Raw genomic sequence first — 17,134 nt, 5'->3', positions numbered from 1 at the left:
TCTTTTTTCTCACCCGGGGTGGGGTTGCCGTTGGTTGTTGGTGGGTGTGGGGTGGGCGGTGGGGGGTGTTTTTTTTTTTTTTTTTTGGGGGGGGGGGGGGGGGGGGGGGGGGGGGGCCCCCGCCGGGCGGGGGGCCCCCCCCCCCCGCCGCAAACAATTCGCCGTCCCAATCCGTCTTAGCACCTACCATTTCAACGAATGATTCATTATGTCTGATTCCACTGCCAAAACCTGGTTTATTACCGGGGCCTCGTCCGGTTTCGGCGAAGCCCTGGCCGACTACGTCCTCGAAAAAGGCGACCGCGTGGCCGCCACCTTTCGCAAGCCCGAGCAAGCGGACGAATTCACCAAAAAAATTAACGGCCGCACCCTCGGCGTGGTGGCCGACGTGACCAACGAAGACCAGGTAAAAACCGCCGTGGCCGAGGCCCTGGCGCAGTTTGGCCAGCTCGACGTTATCGTCAACAATGCGGGCTACGGTTCGATGGGCAGCATCGAAGAAGTGCCCGCCGAGGAAGTGCAGCGCCAGTTCGACGTGAACGTGTTCGGCGCCCTTCACGTGCTGCGGGCCGTGCTGCCGCAGCTGCGTAAGCAGCGTTCGGGCCACGTCCTCAACATCACTAGCATTGGCGGCCTGAAAACCTTCCCCGGCGTGGGCATCTACAACGCCTCGAAATTTGCCCTGGAAGCCATTGGCGAGAGCCTGAGCCAGCAGGTAGGCCCGCTCGGCATCAAGGTGACGAATATTGAGCCCAGCGGCTTCCGCACCAAGTGGGCGGGCGAGTCGGCCACCATCGCCGATACCAAAATCGAAGATTACCAGGCCACGGTGGGCGAAAACCTGCGCGGCATTCAGGGCTACAGCGGCCGCCAGCCCGGCGACCCCGTGCGCGCCGCCAAAGCCATGTACGACGTGGTGCAGCTCGAAAACCCGCCCCTGCACCTGCCCCTGGGCAAAGCCGCCGTGAAGGGTGCCCGCGAGAAATTCGCCACTACCGCCAAGGAGCTGGAGCAGTACGCCGAAGTAGGCGACGCAGCCGATTTCCCGGCCGGGGAGTAGGGAAGTAGAACGGCAAACTCCCCTCCTTATTTTAAGGAGGGGACATTTCAGCGTAGCTGAAATTGGGGTGATTACCCTCGTTGAACGATATTGGAACGGTGCTATATGCAAACCGATTGCGCCTCGTTCAGCGACTTTACCACCCCAATTTTCGCTTTGCGAAAATGTCCCCTCCTTAAAAAAGGAGGGGAGTTTGCCGTTCTTGCGTTCTCAATTTGACTCATTATGCCCTTATCTGCCAACGACTACGAAGCCACTTCCTGGGAAGACCTGCAAAGGCTGCTCTTTCAGGATACCTGGGATGCGCGCATCGGGCGGTTCCGGTCGCCGTTTGTGTACCGGGGTGGCCGCTCGCGCCATTTTCAGCTCGAAACCAGTTTGCAGCGTCTCGGGGGCGAGTACCACCACCTTGAGCATCATTTGCTGCGCAACTTCCGCAAGTATGCCCGCGAAACTGGCCTGCCCGCCGCTGCCGCCAGTACCTGGGACTGGCTGGCCCTGGCCCAGCACCACGGCCTGCCCACCCGCCTGCTCGACTGGACGTACTCGCCCTACGTGGCCCTGCACTTCGCCACCGACGACCTCGCCGCCTACCACGAAGACGGCATCATCTGGGCCCTGAACTACGTGAAGGCTGCCGAGCACCTGCCCCAGCGCCTGCGCCAGGCCCTGCAAGCCGAGGGTTCCAACGTCTTCACATCCGAGCTGCTGCAACCCGTGAGCAGCAGCCTGCGCGAGCTCGAAGAACTACAGGCCGAGCCCTACGTGCTATTTCTGGAGCCGCCCAGCCTCGATGCGCGCATTGTGCATCAGTACGCTTTATTTTCCCTGATGAGCACGGCCCAAAGCGTACTGCACGACTGGCTGGCTGACCGCCCGGAGCTGTATTTCCGCATCATCATTCCCGCCCGCCTCAAGTGGGAAGTGCGCGACAAACTCGACCAGGCCAACATCACCGAGCGGGTGCTGCTGCCGGGCCTCGGCGGCCTCAGTCGCTGGCTGCATCGCCACTATTCGCCCCGCGCCGATGGCAAGAACTTCTTGGATGAGAACGAGATGCGTTAGCTTTTGCGGCTAGTCCTGCCACGGCCAGTGCCAGCGGAAGCGGTGCTCTTTAGCGCGGTCCCGCTGGGTGACGTCGTGGCCGACCACCTGCACATCCCAGATGAGGCCCACGGCGCGCAGGCCCGCCACCAGGTACCAGCCCAGGTCAAGCTCATACCATTCAGTGCTCATTTTGGCCGAGCTGGGGTGGGCGTGGTGGTTGTTGTGGAAGCCCTCGCCGAAGGAGAGCGCGCCCAGCACCCAGCTGTTGTAGCCGTGCTCGGCGGCATCATCGATGGCGTAGCGGGCGTAGCCGTATTTGTGCGTCATGAAGCCCACAAACCAGTGCCCCAGGATGCTCACGCTCACCCGCACCGGCACGCAGATTATCATGGTCTCAAACCCGAAAAAGGCCCAGATGAGGCCGGCCAGGCCGATAACGTGTAGGTACCAGGTCTTTTCGAGGAAAACCAGCCAGGGGTCGTACAGGTCCTCGGTGGGGATTTGGTAGCGGCTGATGTCGCCGGGCACCAGGTCGAAGTGCAGGTTCCAGTAGTAGTCGCGGGCCATGGAATGGTCGTAGCGGAAGTAGGGCGGGCAGTCGAGCCGGTTCTGCCAGTAATCGCGGAAATAATGCACCCGCAGCCACGAAATCGGCCCGCCCAGCCCCGATAACACCGCCAAGTAGGCCAGCACGCCCCGCGTGATGCGCCCGCACCGGTAGGCGTGGTGGATGATGCCCCGGTGCAGGCCCGTGGAGTGTCCCAGCCCCACCGTGAGCACCACCAGCCCCGCCGAGGCCAGCCCCCGCGGCCCTGACCAACTCGACCAGCCCCAGCCCAGGGCGGCGGCCAGCATCAGGTACATCCAGCTATTGTGGAGCCAGCCCGGCCGAAGCTGGTCGCCGGCTAGCACGGGCGAATTGGGGGTGAAATCCGGCATTGGGGAGCGGTTTTCTGCGGTTTTCCACGAAGTTATAGCGCAGAAAAGCAGCCGCCAAAGCCGGGCCCAACTTCTCTCGAAAAACCCTTCGCTACCCTACAGCCGCACCAAGGCCTGATGGCTGGGAATGGCCACGGCCACGCTCACCTGTACGGCATTGCGGCTCAGGGCTAGGCCGGACACACTGGCGGCCTGGCTCTGGTGCAGATACACCATTTCGAGCATGGTGCGGCGGCTGGCACGGTAGCCCAGGCCGGCGCTGGCGCGGTTTTCCTCCAGAAAGCTGCGGCCTTCCTGCGGTCCCAGGCCCGCAAAAACTTCATCGGCGGCCACCACAAACAAGCTGCCCACCGGCAGCTGGCCGCCCGCGTGCAGCGGCACCACCAGCCGCAACTGGTAGCGCAGGCGCGGGGCAAACCGAAAGGCCGTTTCCGGCGACGAGCGCAGCCACCGCTCCTCGGCCCGCAGGCGATGGCTGGCGCGCACCGGGCCGGTGGCATCGGCCAGGGCTACTTCCTGGTAGAAGCGGTGCTCGGGGGCGGTGATGCCGTTGGGGCGGCCGCAGTCGTTGGCGGCCAGCACGTAGCCGGTTGTCAGGCTGAAGCTGGGTCCCATGTGCAGGCGAAACCCCACGCGACCCAGCTGCTGGGCTGCCAGCCGGGCGTTGCCCTGGCGGGTTTCCACTTCCGAATACAGGCTCCAGCGCCCACGCAAGGGCGAATCCAGGCTCAGCTTGGCCCAGCCCACGGGGGCTCCGCCGCCCTGGCCATAAGCGGCTGGGCCCGTTATCCATAGCAAAGCCAGCAGGAGCAGCGGGAAGAGGTGTTTCACCTCCTCAAGTTACGGCAATGTTACCGTGTATTACGTAATTGTTACTGAAGATTGGTAAAACTTAACATTGGGTGGGGTTGCATTGGTTGCTCTGCGACATCACGGCCCCAGCCGCTTCTTGGTGAGCTTAGTCGGAATGTGCTCCATCGGCTTGTCGGGCCAGGGGTGGCGGGGGTAGCGGTTCTTCAAATCCTTGCGCACCTCAAAATAGCCCTTCTCCCAGAAGCTGCGCAAATCGCGCGTTACCTGCGCCGGCCGGCCGCCGGGCGACAGCAAGTGCAGCAGCAGCGGCACGCGGCCGGCCGCCACAGTGGGCGTTTCGGTGAGGCCGAACAGCTCCTGCAATTTCACGGCCAGCACGGGGGTGGTGGGGTCGCTGTAATTCAAGGTAATGTGCGAGCCGCTGGGTACTTCCAGCGCGGCCGGCGCGAGGCGGTCCAGCTCCTGGCGCTGCTGCCAGCCGCCGGGCAGGCGGGCCAGCAACGGCTCAAACAGGTCGAGGCGCTGTACCTGGTCGAGGGTTTTGAGGCCGGTGAGGTGTGGCCCGAGCCAATCGGCCAGCTCCTGAGCCAGTGTGGTATCATCGGAAGCAGGCCATATTTCTGTGGCATCAGTGGCCGGGAAGTGCTGCCGCATAAACTCCAGCCGTTGCTGCAGCTGGCGGGCGGCGGGCGTCCAGTTTAGCTTGCTCACGCCGGCTTCCTGCAAATAGTCCAGCAGGGCCCGCACCACCAGCGCCGCGTCGGGCTGGCCGATGACCTTTTCGTCGAGCAGCAATGCACCCAGGCGGCGCACCCGGCGGCCGGTTACGCGCTGGGTGGTGGCATCGTAGCGCACTTCGTCGGTGGTGGTAATCTGGTCGGCGAAGGCCAGCTCCAGCTCATCCTGCCCGAGCGGGGCGGCCAGCGTGGCGCGTGGGGCCGAGGCCGTGCCGGCCAAGTGGGCCACCGCGAAAAACGTGGCCTGCGGGTCCACATCAGTAGTATTCAGGCTCACCCGCTGGCCCGTCACGAGACGCAGGCGGTCATGGGTTTCGCGCTGGGCCAGCCGGTCGGGGTAGGCCAGCGCAGTGAGCAGGCCGACTGGTGGGTTAGCGGATTGGTGGATGGGTGAGTTTCCGGCTTTGCCCAGGCGCCCGGTGAGGTTGCGGGCCACGTCGCGCACCCGTTGCAGCGTGGCGTGGTGCAGGGCCAGGCCGGGCAGGGGCGGCCGGCCGCTGGCCAGGGCTTCGAGGCGCAGGCGCAGGTCGGGCGGGGCGGGGCGGGTGTCGGTGGGGGCGGCCCAACGCAGCAGGTCGCGCTCGGCTAGCAGCGCGGCCAGGGAAGCGGCGGCCGCGCCGTGGCCCAACTCGTGCCCGCGCACCACGAGGTGCCCCAGGCGCGGTGGCAGGCCGAGCGCGGCTAATTTTCGGCCGTGGGCGGTGGGTTGTGCCCCTGATTTATGTTCAACCACCGCTCCCAGCCGCAACAATAAATCAGTGGCTTGCGCAAACGCTGCCGCTGGCGGCACGTCCAGCCAGCGCAAACCTGTGGGTTCGGCCGCGCCCCACAGGGCCAGCTCCAGGGCCAGGCTGCTAAGGTCGGCGGTGTGGATTTCGGGCGGGCGGTGGGCGGGCAGGTTGTGGTGCTCGGCTTCGGTCCAGAGGCGGTAGCAGGTACCGGGGCCGAGGCGGCCGGCGCGGCCCCGGCGCTGGTCGGCGGCGGCGCGGGCCACGGGCACGGTTTCGAGGGTGGTGAAGCCGGTGCGCGGCACGAAGCGCGGCACCCGCGCAAACCCGCCATCAATCACCACCCGCACGCCCTCGATGGTGAGGCTGGTTTCGGCAATGCTGGTGGCCAAGATGACCTTGCGCCGGCCGCTGCCCACCGGGCGCAGGGCCGCATCCTGGATTTCGAGGGGCAACTCGCCGTGCAGCAGGTGTAAGTCGACGTGCTTGGGCAGCGAATCCTGGAGCTTGCGGGCGCTGCGCTGTAGGTCGCCCACCCCGGGCAGAAACACTAGGATGTCGCCCTCGGCGTGGGTGCTCAGCGCTATTTTTACCTGGGCGGGCACCAGTTCGGCCAGCCGCTCGTTGGGCTTGTTGGGCAGGGCGGAGGCGCGGCGCGGGTCGAGGTAGTGCGTGTCAATCGGAAACAAAAAGCCCGCCGACGATACCACCGGCGCGGGCAGCCATTGGCCCAGCCGCTGAGCCTCCAGCGTGGCGCTCATTATCAGGATGCGCAGCTCGGGCCGCAATACTGCCTGGGCATCCAGGGCCAGTGCCAAGCCCAAATCGGCGTTCAGACTTCGCTCGTGGAATTCATCGAACACCACGGCCGCCACGCCTTCCAGCGCCGGGTCGTCCTGAATCATGCGGGTGAGAATGCCTTCGGTGATGACTTCTACGCGGGTTTCCCGGCTCACCTTGCTATCGAGCCGCACCCGGTAGCCGATGGTGCGGCCCACGGGCTCGCCCAGCAGCTGGGCCAGGCGGGCGGCCGCGCCGCGCACTGCCAGCTGGCGCGGCTCCAGCACCAGGATTTTATCGTCGGGGTTGCGCCACTCGGCGGCCAGCAACTCCAGCGGCACCACGGTGGTTTTGCCCGCGCCGGGCGGCGCTTCCAGCACCACGCGGCTGTGGGCGGCCAGGGCGGCCCGCAGTTCGGGCAGCGCCGCGAGGATGGGCAGATTTAGGAGGTGCGGCAGGACGAAGGCGTTGGGCATCGGGCCAAAATTACGGCCTGGACCGGGGCGATGGTTCCGCACGGTGGCGGCAAGCGGACTACCAATTACAGGCGATTGCCAAAACGGCGCTAAGTTTGATTCGCAGCCGTTTCGCGCTCCACCTGCCATGTCATCCAACCAACCTGCTTCCCTGCCCGCCGATGCGGCCGCTCTCGCCCACCTGCCCGCCATGCGGCAGTTTCTGGCCGAAATTGGCATTCCAACCCAGGAGGTCGAACTCACCGTCGACACCTTCCTGCCGGGCATCCTCATCGAGGGCGGCGGCCTGTTGATTGACCCGGCGCGCCTGCTCTACCCCGGCGATATCCTGCACGAGGCCGGCCACCTGGCCGTGACGCCCGCCGCCGAGCGCGCCCAACTTTCGGGCAACGTGCTGGCCGGCAAGCCCGACCAGCACGGCATCGACGGCGACGAAATCTTGGCCATGCTCTGGTCATACGCCGCTAGTGAAGCTTTGGGCATCTCCCCCGAAGTCGTGTTTCATCCCGATGGCTACCGCAACGCGAGTGCCTGGATTCTGGATAATTTTCGCCAGGGCATCTACCCCGGCCTGCCCCTGCTGGTCTGGATGGGCCTGACAACCACGGAAAACTTCCCAAAAATGACGCGCTGGCTGCGCGAATAATTTCGCCTCCGGCTACACCTGCTGCATGGGCCACAGCTCCACGCTCACGGGGCCGCCGGCGTGTACCACAGGCGGACCGGCCGGCGTGGGCAGGCCGTGGCTTTCAATCAGGCTCGACTCCAGATGCAGTACCTGGGCCGTGCTGAGCGGCCACGGTGCGTGCGCCACCCGGCCTCGGTAGAGCTTGGTCTGGGCTTTGTTGCTGGTGTAGAGGGCGTACCGCTCGGTGAGGAAAAACGCCAGCGAGCCCGGCTCTGCAGGCGGCAGCGGCGCGCCGATTTTCCAGGTGGCGCGGAAGCTGGCGGCCGGGGCTCCGCCGTGGGTGCGCGTGGCCGTGAACTGCCGCAAATCGGCGCTGGGGCTTTCTAGGCGCATGTTGGCGCGCAGGTAGGGCAGCCGGAAAAACGTGCGCGCCACCCACACGGCCAGCGCGTTGGTGGCATCGAGCGAGAAAAACCAGACGCCCGGCACGCCATCCAGATGCACGTAGGTCCGCACGTTCAACTCCAGAAAGGCATTGGTGCCCGGCATTTCCGGCGTGAGGCGGGTCCGCACTTTGCTCATCTGAAACGGCACCACGGCCAGCCACGCCATGCCGTCGTGGAGGTCGATTTTGAGGCGGGGCGGCAGGTGCGGCTGCAGCAGCGCGGCCGGCACCGGCCAGTGCAGAAACAGCAGCTCGCTCCACTGCTGGCGCAGCAGCGGCGTGCCCATGGGCCGCTCGCGCAGGGCCAGTCGGTCCGAGAGGGTGGGAGCGAGGGGGGAAGAAACAGGGCTGGTGGGCAGCGGAAAATCGGGCATGGAGGGCGGCAGCGGTTGGCAGGATAACAACGAACCCCGGCCAGTGGCGGCCGCGGCTCGGCCTAATACGTGGGAAATGCCGGGTCGACTCGTTCGGCCCAGGCATCCACGCCGCCGCGCAGGTTGAGGACGTTGGTGCGGCCCAGGCGCTGGCGCAGGTAGCCCAGGGCGTGGGCCGAGCGCACGCCGTGGTGGCAAATGACCACCACCGGCCCCTCGATGCGGATTTCGGCGGCGCGGCGCGGCAGCTCGTTCAGGGGCAGCAGGAGGCTGCCGGGCAGGTGGCAATAGTCGAACTCCATCTCCTCGCGCACGTCGATGAGCTGGATGTCGTCGCCGGCTTGCAGGCGGCGGTGCAGGTCTTCGGGGCTGATTTCGAGCGAAATGTTTTGCATAATACGGAGAGTTGAATCACAAAAATAGGCCCGCCGCGTCCTACCTTGCAGCTTCCTATCAGGCTGTGCCCGCGTGTTTGCTCCTTTGTTGCTCGATATTCCGACTTCGTTTGTGCAGTACTGGCACGCCACCACCGTGCTGGAGCTGGTGGCCGTGGTCACGGGGTTTGCCTGCGTGTGGCTGGCCGCGCGCGAGTCCTTGTGGAACTTCCCGGTAGCCATTATCAGCTGCTTGCTCTACGTTTTTGTGTATTACCGGGCGCGGCTTTATTCCGACTGCTACCTCCAGGTCCTGTTCATTGCCCTGAGCATTTACGGCTGGTACGAGTGGCTATATGGCGGCCGCAACGCCACCGAACTGGGCGTGACGCACACCACCCGCCGCGAGTGGCTGGCCGGTGCGGCGTTCGCCGGGGCCTTCACCCTGGGCTTTGGCTACTACCTTCATTACTATACCGATGCCTCGCTGCCGCACCTCGACAGCTTCACTACCGCCGGCAGCATCGTGGCCCAGTACCTGCTCACCCGCAAGCGCCTCGAAAACTGGCTGCTCTGGATATTAGTCGACGTGATTTACGTGCCCGTGCTCTGGTACAAAGACCTGTACCCCACCAGCCTGCTCTACGCCCTCTACCTGGGCTTGGCCGCCTACGGCTACTGGCAGTGGCGGCGCGAGCTGGCCCGGCCCGCCCCCATACTATCGGAGCCGGTTGCCAGCTGAATGGCGGCCAAACTTCGTTGACTTGACCTGTTGCGCCGGGAGGCACCCGCATTATTCCACCCCGATTAATGACTCCCGGCGCTTGCTTGCCCCTGTTTCCCTGTCTTTCACCACCCCCGTCCTCACCCCCTGTAAAGTTGCTGCGCGTTTCCCTCACCGGCCCCGAGTCCACGGGCAAATCGACGCTGGCTGCTCAGCTGGCGGCGCATTATGGCACTTCCTCCGCCCCCGAATTTGCCCGCGAATACCTGGCCTTGTCCGGCCCGCACTACACCGCCGAAGACCTGGAGGAAATAGCGCGGGGCCAGCTCGCGGCCGAAGCCGAAGCTGCTGCCCGAGCCTCTAACGGCCTGTTTTTCTGCGATAGCGACCTGCTGGTGATAAAAATCTGGGCCGAGCACTCCTTCGGTTCCTGCCCCGAATGGATTCTGCGCACCATCGACCAGCAGCAGTACGACTTGGCCCTGCTCATGGGTGTGGACCTGCCCTGGGAACCCGACCCGCTGCGCGAACACCCACACCTGCGCCAACATTTCTACGACCTATACCGCCGCGAGCTGAGCGAGCGCATGTCCAACTTTGCCGAAATTTCCGGCTCCGGCGACCGCCGCTTTGCCCAGGCCCGCTTTCTGGTGGATGAACTGCTATGCACGGCCGCCCAGCATCCTGATTCCGCTCCCGTTTTAGAAGAACCCCGCATGGCCTACCACCCCACCCACTACACCCTCAACACGCCCGCCTGCCAGGCCACCTTTGCCGCCCACGGAGCCGAGCTTACCAGCCTGCGCACCATCGCCAACGACCTCGAATACATCTGGCCCGCCGACCCCGCCGTGTGGGCCCGGCACGCGCCCGTGCTATTCCCGCTGGTGGGCCGCCTGCCCGATGACGCCTATTCCTACGGGGGCCGCGACTACAAGCTGCCGCAGCACGGCTTCGCCCGCGACCAGGAATTTGCCGTGCTGCGCCACTCGGCCACCGAGCTGGTGTTCCAGCTGCACCACGACGAGACCACCCGCGCCGTTTTCCCCTTTGCCTTCGAGCTCACTATTACCTACACCCTGCGCGACACCGCCCTGACCGTGCGCTGGGACGTGCGCAACCCCGCCACCGATGCGCCGCTGCTCTTCAGCATCGGGGCGCACCCGGCCGTGCGCTGCCCCCTACTCCCCGATGAAAAATTCGAAGACTACTACTTCGAGTTCGACCACCCCGTGACCCTGGAGCGCCACCTGCTGCAAGGCGGCCTGCTCACGGGCCAGACGGCCCCCGTGCTTATCGCAGGGCGGGAATTGCCGCTCACCTACGACCTGTTTTCTGATGATGCGCTGGTGTTCAAGCACTACGATTTCTCCGGGCTCACGCTACGCTCGCGCAAGTCGGCTCATTTTGTGCGCTTTCAGTTCGACGGCTTTCCCTACCTCGGCCTCTGGACCAAAGGCCCCGGAGCCAGTTTCGTGTGCGTCGAGCCCTGGCATGGCATTGCCAGCGCAGCCGGCAAGCCCGGCGAGCTCAGCGAAAAAGAAGGCATCCTGACCCTGGAGCCCGGCCAGGTTTTCACGGCTTCGTATTCGATGCAGATAGGGTAGGGAGGGTCAAGAGTTGAAAGTTAAAGGTTAGGAGTTAAGAGTTGCCGTTTTGCTAACTCTTAACTCCTAACCTTTAACCTTTTTTCAAATCTCCACTTTTCGGCGGTTATAGTCGGGTTCCCAGTCGTTGATGGGGCGCGAGATGCCGGGGGGCAGGTCCAGGTCGGGCAGGCCGGGGTCGTGGGGTTCGCCGCCGTCGTCGTCACCGTCGCTGGGTGGGGGCGGGGGCACTGTACGCCGCCGCCGGGGCAATGCCATCACAAACAACAGGAAGGCGCAGAGCGCAAGGGCGGAGACTAAGCTGAACATGACGAAGGCGACTAAAACGGTGCGGAGCCTATAAACACAGGCCCCCGGCCCGGTGTTCCGCCGGCCCGCGTCCCTAAATTAGCTGACAGTCAGCAAACCGCCGCCTGCTTAGCCGCCGAATAAGAAAAAAAGATATGACCCGCCGCGCCGGCCCGTATCTTTGCGCCATGTTTAGGGGTGCTGATGTTGTGCATGACATCGGCTGAGATGATACCCATCGAACCTGAACCGGGTAATGCCGGCGAAGGGAATAAACAATCCACGGACGATTCCGCGGCCGCTCCGACCCCTGGGGCGACGGCGCGTTCCACTTTTTACCCTCACTTTTTTGAAAACTGTACTCTTTGCGGGGGCGGCGCTGTGTGCGCTGGCCGCCGCGCCGGCGTGGGCGCAAGTCCCCGTGTCCGGCACCGCACCGGCCGATACGGCCATCGCCCGCCGCATCGTCACCCCCGAAGCCCTCGTCACCGCTTCCCGCGCCAACGACCGCACGGCCACGGCCTACACCAACCTGAGCAAGCAGGACCTGGCCAGGCAGAACTTCGGGCAGGATTTGCCCTATCTGCTCAACCAGACGCCCTCCGTGGTGGTGAATTCCGATGCCGGGGCTGGCGTGGGCTACACCGACATCCGCATCCGGGGCACGAGCAATACGGGCATCAACACCACCATCAACGGCGTGCCATTGAACGACCCGGAATCGCACGGCGCGTTTTTGATTAATCTGCCGGATTTGGCTTCGTCCATTAATTCGCTGCAAATTCAGCGGGGCGTGGGCACCAGCCAGAACGGCGGTGCGGCCTTCGGGGCCAGCATCAACGTGAGCACGCTGGACAACCACCGCGAGGCCTACGCCGAAACCCAGAACACCTACGGCTCCTACCAGACCTGGAAGAACAACGTTTCCTTCGGCACGGGGCTCATTAACGGCCATTTTACCGTCGATGGCCGGCTGTCGCGCATTGCCTCCGATGGCTACATGAACCGGGCGGCGTCGGATTTGAAGTCCTACTACTTCGCCGCCGGCTACCAGGCCAAGAACACGCTGCTGAAGTTCATCACCTTCGCGAGCCGCGAAAAAACCTACCAGGCCTGGAACGGCGTGCCCGAGCCGGCTCTCTCCGGCGACCGCGCCCGGCTCCAAACCTTCATCGACAACGGCGAGCTGTCGGAAGCCGATGCCGCCCGTGTGCTTCAGGAAGGCCGCCGCTACAGCTACTACACCTACGCCAACCAGACCGACAACTACCAGCAAAACCACTACCAGCTGCACCTCTCGCAGGGCCTGGGCCGCAGCTGGAACCTGGCGGGCGCGCTGCACCTCACGCGCGGCTTCGGCTACTACGAGAGCTACCGCACCGGCCGGAAATTCGCGGATTATGGCCTGCGAGACGTGATTATCGGCGGCGACACCCTCACCAAAACCAACCTGGTGGACCGCAAGTGGCTCGACAATAATTTCTACGGCGGCACGCTGGCCCTGAACTACCAGCCCACGAATGGCAAGCTGCAAGCCACCCTTGGGGGGGCCTGGAACCGCTACGACGGCGACCACTACGGCGAAATCATCTGGGCGCAGTACGCGTCCAACGGCCAGCTCGGCCAGCGCTACTACTTCAACAACGCCGTCAAGACCGACTACAACGCCTACGCCCGCGCCACCTGGCAGGTGCTGGACCGGCTGGGCATCTATGGCGACGTGCAGGTGCGCCACATCGACTACCGCATCGACGGCCTGGAGCCCAAAAACCAGGACGTGACCACCCGCGCCAAGTACACCTTCTTCAACCCCAAGGCTGGCGCTACGCTCACCCTCGGACAGGGCCAGCAGCTCTACGGCAGCTTCGCGGTGGGCCAGCGCGAGCCCGTGCGCTCCGATTTCACTGACCGCCCCGTGGGCGACCAGTCGGCCCAGGCCGAGCGCCTTGAAGACTTCGAAGGGGGCTACCGCTTCACCCGCACCGACCTCACGACTCTAGGGCCGATTACCGTGCTGCGCTTCGAGGCCAACGGCTTCTACATGAACTACCGCAACCAGCTGGTAGCCACCGGCCAGCTCAACGACGTGGGCACGGCCCTGCGCACCAACGTGGCCCGCAGCTACCGGCGCGGCGTGGAGTTGTCGGCCTTCGTCTCGGCCAATGATAAAATCACTCTCAGCAGCACCCTGACCCTGAGCCAGAACCGCATTCTGAACTATCGGGACGTGACGTACAGCTACGACACGGCCTACGTGGCCACCACCAACACGGCCGAGGCGCGCACATCCACCATCTCGTACTCGCCGGGCGTGGTGTCGGCCCACACCCTGGAAGGCCAGCCGCTGAAAGGCCTGCGCGTGGCCCTGCTCCTCAAAACCGTGAGCCGGCAGTACCTCGACAACTCGCAGAACGCCTACCGCAGCATCAACCCCTACCAGACCCTCGATTTCCGCCTGCGCTACGCCCTGCACCCCAGTTTTATGAAGGAAATTGAGCTGGGCCTGCTCGTCAATAACCTGCTCAACCGCCAGTACGTGGCCAACGGCTACACCTACACCTACCAGGGCTACAGCGGCCAGCAGGAAACTTTCAACTGGTTCTATCCGCAGGCTACGCGCAACTATCTGGCCTCAGTAGGGCTGAAGTTTTAGGCCCGTTTGGCGCGGATTTCACAACAAAAAGGCTTGCGAGTTGGTAAGCCTTTTTGTTGTGAAATCCGCGCCAATCCGTGGTCTAGATGATGAGGCGCACGCCGCCCAGCTCGGAGATGTGGTACGGGGCCCAGTCGCCGGTCGAGCCGATGAACATGAAGTTTTTGGGGATGTTCCACTGCTTCGAGAGGTCGTTCACCAGCTCGGGGCCGAGGTGGGCGGTCATCACCACCACGTCGACTGAAATCTGCTCGTAGGCCTGGCTCAGCACCCCGATGTCGGCGAGCAGCTCGGCGGGGTAGTCCTCGTCATACTTGAGCAGGGTCACGATTTTGAGGCGGTTGGTGAACTCGTTGGCCACCACGTAGGCCATCACCTTGTTGAGATTGACGACGTTGTCATCCTTCGTGAAGAAAATATATTCCTGCCGGGCCAGTGCCCGCAGCTCGCGCCACACCAGCAGGCGGGTGATGCGAGCGGCCCTCGGCAGGGGCTTGGTGAGGGTTTCGATGGCCATCATCAGCATTTGCAGCACGGTGGTGCGGTTCAGCATGAAGTAGACCAGGAACATGGAGGGCAGGAAGTATTCCAGAAACACCACCAAGTCTTCGGGGTGCAGCTTGATATTGCCGAACAGCGCCACCAGCACACCCGCCAAGCCCAGCCCCACAGTGATGATGCTGGCCCGAATCGGCCGGGGCAGGTTCGGCTGATTGCTTTTGAGCAGAAAGTTGCCGTAGGCGAAAAACGACATCACCGACAGAAACGAGATGGTGTACACGCCCGCCAGCGGCCCCAACTCGCCGTTAGTGATGAGCAGCACCGACACGCACAGCAGGAAAAAGGTGATGAGGATGACGTAGTTGCTCTGCCGCCCGTTTTCCTTCAGAAAAAACTCGGGCAGGATGCGGTCCAGGGCCATGCGCTTCATCAGCCCGCTCACGCCCACGAAGGACGTGAGCACGGCCCCGCTGAGCACGGCCACGGCATCGACCGAAATGAGCGTGCCCAGCCAGTGCCCGCCCGCCACGGTGCCCAGGTACGAAAGCAGCGTTTCGGCGTGCGGCCCCACCGTGGCCAGCGGCAGCACCGCGATGGCCACGAACGCCAGCAGCGGATTGAACACCGTGACCACCACCCACATATTGCGCAGCGTTTTCTGGAATACGCCGGGGGCCTGCTCCTCCACGAAGTTGGCTGAGCTCTCAAACCCCGAAATGCCCAGCATGGCCGCGCTGAACCCAAAAAACAAGGCCCCCACAATGCTGCCACCCTTCGGCGGCACTTGGAAGTTGAGCGCCAAGTGCGGCATACTGTGCGTGACGATGTACCACCCCGCCACGCCCACCAGTAGGGTGAGTGAGGCCAGGTGCGTAATAAAAATGACCACCGCCACCTTCGCCGACTCCGAAATGCCCAGGATGGTGAGCAGCAGAAACAGCCCCAGCAGCCCCAGCGTGGCCCCGATGATGGGCAGCGCCGCCCACAGCGTGTGCAGGTAGTGAATGGCCTCGTTAGCCGAGAGCACGGCCGTGGCCATGTAGGACAGGATGGTGAGGCAGCCCGCCAGCGCGGCGTTGTGCTTGCTGGTGGTGTTCAGCAGCACGTTGTAGGCCCCGCCGTTCAGGGGCAGGGCGCCCACCACTTCGCCGTAGATTTTGCGGAATAGAAACAGCACCGCGCCCACCAGCAGCAGGGCCAGCCAGGCGTATTGCCCGGCGTAGGAAATGGCCAGCGCCGACACGTAGAGGCAGGACGAGGAAATGTCGTTGCCGCAGATGGCGGTGGCTTCCAGTTCGGATAATTTTCTTTTATGGCTCATGAGAGGCCGTGCGGCGGAGAAAAATCAACCGCCGGCCCAGAAGATGCATTGTCCTTCGGGGGTGAACTCCGGTGATAATGAGTTGGCTGGCGGAATGAAAGGTAAGCCATTGGTGCTGCTTATCGGAGAAGTACTTTCCAAAACCGCACCTCGGCCCGGCCTGTTATCTTTGTGCCAACTCCCACCCCAAACCCCCACCCATGTCTTCGGAAGCCGACGTTCTCTCCCCCCAAGCCAAAGCCCACAGCGCCCAAAAAGGCAGCACCAACGCCAATGGCTTCACTGATTATTTCGACCTCGACGGACTGCTGACCGAGGAGCATTTGCTCATTCGCCAGTCCATCCGCGACTTCGTCAAGAAGGAAATCAGCCCCAACATCGAGAAATGGGCGCAGGACGCGCACTTCCCGAGCGAAATCGTGCGCAAGTTTGGCGATGTGGGCGCTTTCGGCCCCACCATCCCGCAGGAGTACGGCGGCGGCGGCCTGGACTACATCAGCTACGGCCTGATTATGCAGGAGATTGAGCGCGGCGATTCCGGAATGCGCTCCACCGCCTCGGTGCAGGGCTCGCTGGTGATGTTCCCGATTTACGCCTACGGCTCGGAAGAGCAGCGCCGCAAGTTCCTGCCCAAGCTGGCATCCGGCGAGTGGCTGGGTTGCTTTGGCCTGACCGAGCCCGACCACGGCTCGAACCCCGGCGGCATGACCACGAACATTAAGGACATGGGCGACCATTACCTGCTGAACGGTGCCAAGCTCTGGATTTCGAACTCGCCCGAGTGCCAAGTGGCCGTAGTGTGGGCCAAAAACGAGCAGGGCCGCATCAAGGGCGTCATCGTGGAGCGGGGCATGGAAGGCTTCAGCACCCCCGAAATCCACAACAAGTGGAGCCTGCGCGCCAGCACCACCGGCGAGCTGGTGTTTGAGGACGTAAAAATCCCCAAGGAGAACATCCTGCCCAACATCGACGGCCTCAAAGGCCCGCTCTCCTGCCTCGACTCAGCCCGCTTCGGCATTGCCTGGGGGGCCATTGGCGCGGCCATCGACTGCTACGAGTCGGCCCTGAAATACTCGCTCCAGCGCGAGCAGTTCGGCCAGCCCATCGGCGGCTTCCAGCTCCAGCAAAAGAAGCTGGCCGAGATGATTACCGAAATCACCAAGGCCCAGCTCATGGCCTGGCGCTTAGGTGTTTTGAAAAACGAAGGTAAAGCCACCAGTGCCCAAATCAGCATGGCCAAGCGCAACAGCGTCGATATGGCCCTGCACGTCGCCCGCGAAGCCCGCCAGATTCACGGCGGCATGGGCATCACTGGCGAGTACCCCATCATGCGCCACATGATGAACCTGGAGTCGGTGATTACCTACGAGGGCACGCACGACATTCACCTGCTCATCACGGGCGCGGACATTACGGGTATCCAAGCGTTCAAGTAACTGCTGTTACGCAGGGTCTTTGTGCAAGTGCCGCCGTGGGGGGGGGGGGGGGGGGGGGGGGGGGGGCCCCCCCCCCCCCCCCCAAAAAAAAAAAAAAAAAAACAAAAAAAAAAAAAAAAAAAAAAAAAATAAAAAAAAAAAAAAAAAAAAAAAAAAAAAAAAAAAAAAAAAAAAAAAAAAAAAAATAAAAAAAAAAAAAATAT

At 63.5% G+C, this 17,134-nt stretch carries 14 protein-coding genes, 1 pseudogene and 1 riboswitch; of the genes and pseudogenes, 8 read left to right on the top strand and 7 right to left on the bottom strand.

The window, feature by feature from the left end; genetic code table 11:
• Window positions 1–208: 208 nt before the first annotated feature.
• Together ACVWYF_RS22720 and ACVWYF_RS22715 are read left to right on the top strand one after the other, a co-directional pair.
• Window positions 209–1,060: an oxidoreductase gene (locus ACVWYF_RS22720; protein WP_457072482.1), complete on the top strand. Its 852-nt coding sequence runs from the start codon at window positions 209–211 to the stop codon at window positions 1,058–1,060.
• Window positions 1,061–1,285: 225 nt separating this feature from the next.
• Window positions 1,286–2,125, top strand: coding sequence for an FRG domain-containing protein (locus ACVWYF_RS22715; protein WP_457072481.1), 840 nt, complete (start codon window positions 1,286–1,288; stop codon window positions 2,123–2,125).
• A 9-nt stretch (window positions 2,126–2,134) separates the two neighbouring features.
• Here the strand turns inward: ACVWYF_RS22715 and ACVWYF_RS22710 are convergent, their stop codons facing one another.
• From ACVWYF_RS22710 to hrpB, 3 genes are all read right to left on the bottom strand, one after another.
• On the bottom strand, window positions 2,135–3,046 hold the full coding sequence (locus ACVWYF_RS22710) for a fatty acid desaturase (RefSeq protein ID WP_457072480.1): 912 nt from the start codon (window positions 3,044–3,046) through the stop codon (window positions 2,135–2,137).
• Window positions 3,047–3,142: 96 nt separating this feature from the next.
• Window positions 3,143–3,877, bottom strand: coding sequence for a DUF2490 domain-containing protein (locus ACVWYF_RS22705; protein ID WP_457072479.1), 735 nt, complete (start codon window positions 3,875–3,877; stop codon window positions 3,143–3,145).
• Between the two features lie 99 nt (window positions 3,878–3,976).
• Window positions 3,977–6,580 carry an ATP-dependent helicase HrpB gene (gene hrpB / locus ACVWYF_RS22700; protein WP_457072478.1) on the bottom strand — a complete coding sequence of 868 codons (2,604 nt, stop codon included), beginning with the start codon at window positions 6,578–6,580 and terminating at the stop codon, window positions 3,977–3,979.
• A 127-nt stretch (window positions 6,581–6,707) separates the two neighbouring features.
• Here hrpB and ACVWYF_RS22695 point away from each other — a divergent pair, with 127 nt between their 5' ends.
• Complete coding sequence (locus ACVWYF_RS22695; protein ID WP_457072477.1) at window positions 6,708–7,226, top strand: hypothetical protein; 519 nt, start codon at window positions 6,708–6,710, stop codon at window positions 7,224–7,226.
• Window positions 7,227–7,238: 12 nt separating this feature from the next.
• Here the strand turns inward: ACVWYF_RS22695 and ACVWYF_RS22690 are convergent, their stop codons facing one another.
• Together ACVWYF_RS22690 and ACVWYF_RS22685 are read right to left on the bottom strand one after the other, a co-directional pair.
• Window positions 7,239–8,027, bottom strand: a complete 789-nt coding sequence (locus ACVWYF_RS22690; RefSeq protein ID WP_457072476.1) for a YqjF family protein — start codon at window positions 8,025–8,027, stop codon at window positions 7,239–7,241.
• Between the two features lie 62 nt (window positions 8,028–8,089).
• Window positions 8,090–8,422 carry a rhodanese-like domain-containing protein gene (locus ACVWYF_RS22685; RefSeq protein WP_457072475.1) on the bottom strand — a complete coding sequence of 111 codons (333 nt, stop codon included), beginning with the start codon at window positions 8,420–8,422 and terminating at the stop codon, window positions 8,090–8,092.
• Between the two features lie 73 nt (window positions 8,423–8,495).
• Between ACVWYF_RS22685 and pnuC the strand changes: the two genes are divergently transcribed.
• Window positions 8,496–9,143 carry a nicotinamide riboside transporter PnuC gene (gene pnuC / locus ACVWYF_RS22680; protein ID WP_457072474.1) on the top strand — a complete coding sequence of 216 codons (648 nt, stop codon included), beginning with the start codon at window positions 8,496–8,498 and terminating at the stop codon, window positions 9,141–9,143.
• A gap of 137 nt (window positions 9,144–9,280) precedes the next feature.
• Window positions 9,281–10,732, top strand: coding sequence for an aldose epimerase family protein (locus ACVWYF_RS22675; protein WP_457072473.1), 1,452 nt, complete (start codon window positions 9,281–9,283; stop codon window positions 10,730–10,732).
• Between the two features lie 84 nt (window positions 10,733–10,816).
• Here the strand turns inward: ACVWYF_RS22675 and ACVWYF_RS22670 are convergent, their stop codons facing one another.
• On the bottom strand, window positions 10,817–11,041 hold the full coding sequence (locus ACVWYF_RS22670; protein WP_457072472.1) for a hypothetical protein: 225 nt from the start codon (window positions 11,039–11,041) through the stop codon (window positions 10,817–10,819).
• A gap of 163 nt (window positions 11,042–11,204) precedes the next feature.
• Window positions 11,205–11,308: riboswitch (TPP riboswitch) on the top strand.
• 61 nt (window positions 11,309–11,369) lie between these two features.
• Between ACVWYF_RS22670 and ACVWYF_RS22665 the strand changes: the two genes are divergently transcribed.
• The gene (locus ACVWYF_RS22665) at window positions 11,370–13,673 is read left to right on the top strand and encodes a TonB-dependent receptor (RefSeq protein ID WP_457072471.1); all 2,304 of its coding nucleotides are present in this window, start codon (window positions 11,370–11,372) and stop codon (window positions 13,671–13,673) included.
• Window positions 13,674–13,755: 82 nt separating this feature from the next.
• Here the strand turns inward: ACVWYF_RS22665 and ACVWYF_RS22660 are convergent, their stop codons facing one another.
• Window positions 13,756–15,495, bottom strand: a complete 1,740-nt coding sequence (locus ACVWYF_RS22660) for an APC family permease (protein ID WP_457072470.1) — start codon at window positions 15,493–15,495, stop codon at window positions 13,756–13,758.
• Between the two features lie 200 nt (window positions 15,496–15,695).
• On the opposite strand from ACVWYF_RS22660, the gene ACVWYF_RS22655 reads away from it, so the two are divergent.
• A complete protein-coding gene (locus ACVWYF_RS22655; RefSeq protein WP_457072469.1) occupies window positions 15,696–16,931 on the top strand; it encodes an acyl-CoA dehydrogenase family protein in 1,236 nt (411 codons plus the stop codon).
• A gap of 19 nt (window positions 16,932–16,950) precedes the next feature.
• A pseudogene (locus ACVWYF_RS22650) lies at window positions 16,951–17,134 on the top strand (hypothetical protein); the annotation flags it as partial.

Source organism: Hymenobacter sp. UYAg731 (assembly GCF_054061335.1).
This window is presented reverse-complemented; position numbering and strand designations above follow the sequence as displayed.

What these genes read in the sequence shown, in the direction of transcription:
- ACVWYF_RS22715 (WP_457072481.1), top strand. Translation starts at nt 1,286, where the DNA reads ATGCCCTTATCTGCCAACGACTACGAAGCCACTTCCTGGGAAGACCTG.
- ACVWYF_RS22655 (WP_457072469.1), top strand. Translation starts at nt 15,696, where the DNA reads ATGTCTTCGGAAGCCGACGTTCTCTCCCCCCAAGCCAAAGCCCACAGC.
- ACVWYF_RS22670 (WP_457072472.1), bottom strand. Translation starts at nt 11,041, where the DNA reads ATGTTCAGCTTAGTCTCCGCCCTTGCGCTCTGCGCCTTCCTGTTGTTT.
- ACVWYF_RS22720 (WP_457072482.1), top strand. Translation starts at nt 209, where the DNA reads ATGTCTGATTCCACTGCCAAAACCTGGTTTATTACCGGGGCCTCGTCC.
- ACVWYF_RS22660 (WP_457072470.1), bottom strand. Translation starts at nt 15,495, where the DNA reads ATGAGCCATAAAAGAAAATTATCCGAACTGGAAGCCACCGCCATCTGC.
- hrpB (WP_457072478.1), bottom strand. Translation starts at nt 6,580, where the DNA reads ATGCCCAACGCCTTCGTCCTGCCGCACCTCCTAAATCTGCCCATCCTC.
- ACVWYF_RS22695 (WP_457072477.1), top strand. Translation starts at nt 6,708, where the DNA reads ATGTCATCCAACCAACCTGCTTCCCTGCCCGCCGATGCGGCCGCTCTC.
- ACVWYF_RS22690 (WP_457072476.1), bottom strand. Translation starts at nt 8,027, where the DNA reads ATGCCCGATTTTCCGCTGCCCACCAGCCCTGTTTCTTCCCCCCTCGCT.
- ACVWYF_RS22710 (WP_457072480.1), bottom strand. Translation starts at nt 3,046, where the DNA reads ATGCCGGATTTCACCCCCAATTCGCCCGTGCTAGCCGGCGACCAGCTT.
- ACVWYF_RS22685 (WP_457072475.1), bottom strand. Translation starts at nt 8,422, where the DNA reads ATGCAAAACATTTCGCTCGAAATCAGCCCCGAAGACCTGCACCGCCGC.